At 52.8% G+C, this 5,377-nt stretch carries 5 protein-coding genes; all 5 read right to left on the reverse strand.

The window, feature by feature from the left end:
* Positions 1 to 366 precede the first annotated feature (366 nt).
* Genes AC4IFB_RS15125 through AC4IFB_RS15145 form a run of 5 tightly spaced genes read right to left on the reverse strand, consistent with a single transcriptional unit; the run spans position 367 to position 5,064 of the window.
* Positions 367 to 1,029: a sulfotransferase family 2 domain-containing protein gene (locus AC4IFB_RS15125; protein WP_490776190.1), complete on the reverse strand. Its 663-nt coding sequence runs from the start codon at positions 1,027 to 1,029 to the stop codon at positions 367 to 369.
* 4 nt (positions 1,030 to 1,033) lie between these two features.
* The gene (locus AC4IFB_RS15130) at positions 1,034 to 2,149 is read right to left on the reverse strand and encodes a glycosyltransferase (RefSeq protein WP_490780590.1); all 1,116 of its coding nucleotides are present in this window, start codon (positions 2,147 to 2,149) and stop codon (positions 1,034 to 1,036) included.
* Positions 2,146 to 2,571, reverse strand: a complete 426-nt coding sequence (locus AC4IFB_RS15135; RefSeq protein ID WP_490780591.1) for a GFA family protein — start codon at positions 2,569 to 2,571, stop codon at positions 2,146 to 2,148. The genes AC4IFB_RS15130 and AC4IFB_RS15135 overlap by 4 nt, the downstream gene beginning before the upstream one ends.
* Before the next feature lie 3 nt (positions 2,572 to 2,574).
* Positions 2,575 to 3,954: an O-antigen ligase family protein gene (locus AC4IFB_RS15140; protein WP_490776187.1), complete on the reverse strand. Its 1,380-nt coding sequence runs from the start codon at positions 3,952 to 3,954 to the stop codon at positions 2,575 to 2,577.
* A gap of 24 nt (positions 3,955 to 3,978) precedes the next feature.
* Complete coding sequence (locus AC4IFB_RS15145) at positions 3,979 to 5,064, reverse strand: glycosyltransferase family 4 protein (protein WP_490776186.1); 1,086 nt, start codon at positions 5,062 to 5,064, stop codon at positions 3,979 to 3,981.
* Positions 5,065 to 5,377 lie beyond the last annotated feature (313 nt).

Consider the following 5,377-nt stretch of genomic DNA (forward strand, 5'->3'; position numbering starts at 1 on the left):
ATCACCTGCCTCGCCCTGCGGGAAGCCACTCAAGCCGCGATTGCGGCGTTGCACCCCTTGGTAAGGGAACAACCATTACCTGCGGGCTGCGCCTTGCACTCACGGCTTGAGCGGCTTTCTAAATACAGGGTTTATATGACGCACCACACTAGCTGTGGCCAATAATCGTGTTAATCCTGCACCGATCTCTCGTAGGGTGCGGCCCTGCCGCACCATTCTTGGTTCGAACCAGCAGCTTATCTCAAAAAAGAGATAATCCTAAAAAATCAGTTGACCGCTCCATCCTAATAGCAGATTACTGATTTTAAAGAAAATAGCTTCGATACTCATGGTCACCTGCTGTGTAACTGATCTTTTCAGGAAAATCTACTCAGGATCAAACCGATAGCCAAAGGCTTCAATATCACGCTTGAAATGGGTTGCCACCAGTTCAGCCAGATCATCCGTGTAGTAGCTGCGAAAATCCTTGGAACGATTGGTGGCCTTGCGTTTGTGGGGCAGTGAGATGCCATCGACTTTGATCTGTCGGGTTATCTCTTTGAAGTCTTCTGCCAGATTCTCATAGTGCCCGATAAAGTCCACCAGGATATTGCCCTGTAGATCGATCAGATAGTCGAGCTGGGATTGAATCGAGGTGTCGACATGGTATTGATAGGCCCGTTGCGGATCGAGCTTCCAGCGAATGAAGTGGTCGAAGTCCTCGATATGCTCAAGCAAGTGGGGGCGTTCGCGCCGGATATGGTGGTATGAGCTGACCTGTAGATCCCAGGGGTTGCGCACAATGGCAAATTTATAGAGATCGTTGAAAAAGCTTTCAGGCAAGAGTTCCTTGGCGGCAACGATGCGTGAATGCCGGGGAAACTTGGTGCCAATGCGATGCCCGCTCATGTGGCTGAAGCGGGAGCAGAGAAACATCGGATAGTACCAGGGGTCCCGCCACCGCAAGGGCTGCAGGGCTGACCTGACACTGGTGCCGCCGGTCTTGGCGATATGGACGAATAGAAAGTTGTACTTGATGGAAAGCAGCATGGCGTTAACTGATGAGTTTCAAATAGTTTGTGGCGCTGACATCTGCATGGTACATCTTTACAGCCTCTTGTAGCAGCTTCGGGTCAGGGTTCTGTTCGAGCACCGAGATCATCGCCTCGGCAAGCGCCTGGTGATCCCCGACAGGAACCAGTGGCGCAATACGCCCCTCATCCAGGATCTCGTTCGGACCGCTGGGACAATTGGTAGAGACTACCGGCACACCCAGTGCCATCGCTTCCGTCAGCACATTCGGAGAGCCTTCCCAGCGGGATGAGAGCACGAAAAGATCAGCGTGCCGCATATAGACATAGGGGTTTGAGGTGAATCCGGGCAGGGCCAGGTCCGCTGCAACCCCCAGTGATTGAGCCTGATCCAACAGCGCCTCTTTTTGTCGTCCATCTCCGAGGATAATTAACCTGCAGGGCCGATTTGCACGCACCTTGGCAAAGGCCTGGAGTAGCGTCTTGAAGTCCTTTTGCTGGGTCAGGCGTCCAGCACCTAGGATAACTGGAATCTCCTTATCACTCAGCCAGGGGTGGGGTATTGGGGCTTCTGCCGATTTATTAAGTTGTGCTGTGATCACCGGATTGCGTACTACCGTAACCTTTTCCGCTTCGACACCGGAGACTGCCAGGGTGTCCTGTCTGACCCCTTCAGATACCGCAATAATCTTGTCGATGTGTGGATAGAGCAGGCGTATCGGCAGTCGTCGTAATCTCATACGCCAGGCTGATTTGTGGGCCAGGGCTGCGGTTAGATTGGTACCCAGGCGCATCAATAGGCGGGTTTTGCCGGCGCCAGCCAGGGCTCTTGCCAATACTGCCATGCGTCCAGCGCGATCTTTGGCCGCCAGCAGACAGGGTGGATTAACCTCCCGTAAATAACGTCTGAGTGGCCACAGGCTGGTTGCGGTATGTCGGCTGCCCAGGTCTATTCGTCTGATCTGGGGATGGAGTGTGTCCAGATGTTTGCTGTGGGTTTTAATCAACAACAGGTCTACGCGCTTACCCTGCTCAGCGATGGCATTCACCAGGTTTAAAACCATGCGTTCCACACCCCCCTCCCCAGAGAGAGAGACAACTACAGCCAGGTCTGGTTGAAGCGATTCAGGTTGCTTCATTTCTTGCTGGGCAGGGCGTCGTAGTGAGGTAATTTATGTGGCTCCTCGAACCAATCAGCTGCGGAGCTGGTAAAGATGTTCTGTGAAGGTCTGATCCCAGGATCTTTATCCAGGGTGCCCGCTGGAACAATTACCGCCTTGCCACTTTGCGACTGCCAGGGTAGAGAAGAGCCGCATCTCTTACAAAATCCGGTGGCAAAGTGTTTTGCTTCAGCCAATTCATATCGACCTACCTGATCCTCACCTTTCAACCAGCGAAACTGTTTCGGTGAGACAAGAAGGTTGGCAGCAAAGGCGCTGCCGGTAAATTTTCGGCAGCGTGAACAGTGACAATACTGGAAGATTCCAAGATGGCCGGTGATTTCGTAGTGCACCTCTCCGCAGAGACAGCTTCCAGTGGCAATGGGTTGCTCTTGCTTCATCGGTTAAGCCTCATTTGATTGATCTACTCGTCTGTTTACAGGGGCAGATTGATGTCTGAATGTCATCAGGGGAAAGGCGTATGCGATACCGGCAATTATCAACCAGTAAAAACGCCAGTTCCAGTGGAGATGCCGGAAGTCGGTAAGACTATAGACCGCGATGAGAACAAAGTTGCTGAAGAGAAAAGCCAGAAAGTAGATCGAGATACGTTTTTTCTGGTATGCCTCCATGATCTTGGAGACCATCAGGCCGCAGATCAGGGCAATCAGCATGATACCCACCAGCCCCAGTTGAAATACCACTTCCAGATAGGCGTTGTGCAGATGGTCGAAGCCGACATCCCGGTGATCTCGTAGCGCAGGATTTTTTTCGGCCTCCACCAATGCGTGTGTGGTGCCGGGTCCCCAACCGGTAAATGGGCGCTCCAACCACTTGTTCAAGCCGAACTCCCACAGATGCAGGCGATAGGTTGTCGAGGTTAGCGGTGCCTGGTTGAGACCTTCACTAATCACCACCCCAAGCTCCTGCTGTTCGCTGGAGACTCGCTGCAGGATAGTGTTCCAGTTGAGAGCCAGAATCAGGGCCAGTATCACTCCCATGGTGGTAAGGGGGATCAGCAGTGAGACCTTCGGCTGTCGTTTGCTTTGGCGGGTGAATTTGAGAGTTAGAAAAATGGTTGGGATGGCGAAAAATATAGCCAGCCAGACGCCACGGGATTGACTGATAATCAAGCCCTGGGTGAAAAAGAGAATGGCCAGGATGATCACAATGACAGCACCGTATCGCTGTGTGTTGCTCAGCTGAAGGTGAGGATTAAGACGGTAGACTGCCAACACGATTAATCCAAGGATCGCAGCTGCACAATCGAAACCGAAAATAATTGGTTTACCGAAATGGAGACCGGAACGGATTCCCTGGCTGACTTGGGAGATAAGATCTCCATCAATTGCACTGAAGATACCCAGGCTGAATCCTCCAATCATCAATGCCAGGGTGGTAGGAATCCGCTTTGGTGACTGACTGAGCCACCAGGCGGGAATAAAAAAGAGAAACAGCAGTGACCAGTCCCTCGCCTGATTGATCTGGGTTTTGTGGTCAGCCTCGATTTGGCTGGTGGCATCCATGCTGCGCAGGATGATGTAGCCAATGATCAGCAGGCAGCACCAGATCAGCATCTGTTTTGGCAATCGCCGCCAGGCATCGGATGAAATTATCAGGCCAATCAACATCAAGCCAAGGCCAAGATTAGCACCGGCAATACTCAGCAAACTGAAAAACGCGAAAACATAGAGTCCGATAACGCCGATCCAGTCGCTGGTTTTTTGCAACCTTGATTCAGGAGTTCGTAGCGGTGCGAAATAGTTAGCTAAGGTTTGTGGCATATCGATATCTATCTATCTTTATTATCACTTGAGACCGATGGCATGGACTATGTTGGCCGCCCGGTTTGGCCAGCTATAGGCATTGGCATCTTCGCGGGCCTGTAGCGCAATGCGTTGTGCCAGTTCGGGATTATCTCTCAATTCACCTACAGCACGCACCCATGATTGTGGATCTTTGGGATCAGCCAGCAATGCATTGCGGCCCGGCTGAAGAATCTCTCGCAGTGGCGGAATGTCACTGGCGATGATCGGCCTGCCAGCTGCCATGGCTTCAAACAGCTTCATCGGACTGATGCCATCAGCATGGCTCAGATCAGCCTGGTAGGGGAGTACAACCAGCTCGCTATTTTCATAGAGTGCAGCAACTTCCCGGTGCGGCACGCTGGGCCGATATTGGATTGCAGGATGGTCTGGTACCGGATCGTCACAGTCACCTACCAGCAGCACCTTACCCTGGTCGGCATAGGCAATCTCGGAGAGAATATCGAGACCGCGATCCCGACTGATACGCCCCAGATAGACGATCCTGGGATGGTTGAGTGCTGCCTTATCGAGCGGCGCTACTTTCTGGAAGGTTTCCAGTTCAACCCCGGAGGGACTGACATGGATGCGGGCTTCATCGGCTCCTGCCTCGATCAACGCCTTTGCGGCACTCTGACTGATTGGAATCAGATGCCCGATCACCCCTTGGCGATGATAGTCGACCACCTGCTTCAGCTGGCCTTTTTGAATCATCGGTTGCAGGGTGTGAACCTCGAAGTGGTGGACTATTCCCTGTGATGCCAGCCCCAGGCTCAGCTCCGGAGAGCGAACATAGACTGCCTTGGCCCGACCTAGCATGCGCTTATGAAAGCGAGCAAAGGCCGAGGTGGGCCAGCGACGATGGAGCAACTGAGAGGCGCGGATATCGGTCGGGGTTTCAATCCCCATCTCATCCAGACGTTGTGCTGGTGTGACCGGACGATGCCATGGGGGAAGATAGAGACGGCTCTTGATGCCAAGACCGGTCAACGCCGCCACAGTATGCAGAGTCTGGATCAGATTGGCACGATTCCGATGCAGCCGACTACGGCCCAGATAGATCAGATCGGGTAGATCACTGTTCAGCATTGAACAAGACTTGGAGTTACTACTGAAACTATCAAACCTGTGGGGCGGCTTGCCGTACCATGCTGAGCGTCGGATGAGAGAAGTGGCCTATTTGCGTTCATTCGCTTTATTTGTGCACTGTTATATTAGCGTCCGCCTCTAAGGAGGGAGTTGCATAAGTTGTAGGGTACGGCCTGAATGGCACTTACTTAAGCTGTTTTGGTGGGGCAGGGCCCCACCCTACCGTTCAATTCAGGGCGTAGGGTGGGGCCCTGCCCCACCAAAACAGCTTAAGTAAGTGCCATTCAGGCCGTACCCTACAACTTATGCAACT

The sequence above is a fragment of the Candidatus Thiodiazotropha sp. AKIB8 genome (genome assembly GCF_058244675.1).

Excerpts from the sequence above, each read along its gene's own strand:
- AC4IFB_RS15125 (WP_490776190.1), bottom strand. The coding sequence starts at position 1,029 with ATGCTGCTTTCCATCAAGTACAACTTTCTATTCGTCCATATCGCCAAG.
- AC4IFB_RS15130 (WP_490780590.1), bottom strand. The coding sequence starts at position 2,149 with ATGAAGCAACCTGAATCGCTTCAACCAGACCTGGCTGTAGTTGTCTCT.
- AC4IFB_RS15135 (WP_490780591.1), bottom strand. The coding sequence starts at position 2,571 with ATGAAGCAAGAGCAACCCATTGCCACTGGAAGCTGTCTCTGCGGAGAG.
- AC4IFB_RS15140 (WP_490776187.1), bottom strand. The coding sequence starts at position 3,954 with ATGCCACAAACCTTAGCTAACTATTTCGCACCGCTACGAACTCCTGAA.
- AC4IFB_RS15145 (WP_490776186.1), bottom strand. The coding sequence starts at position 5,064 with ATGCTGAACAGTGATCTACCCGATCTGATCTATCTGGGCCGTAGTCGG.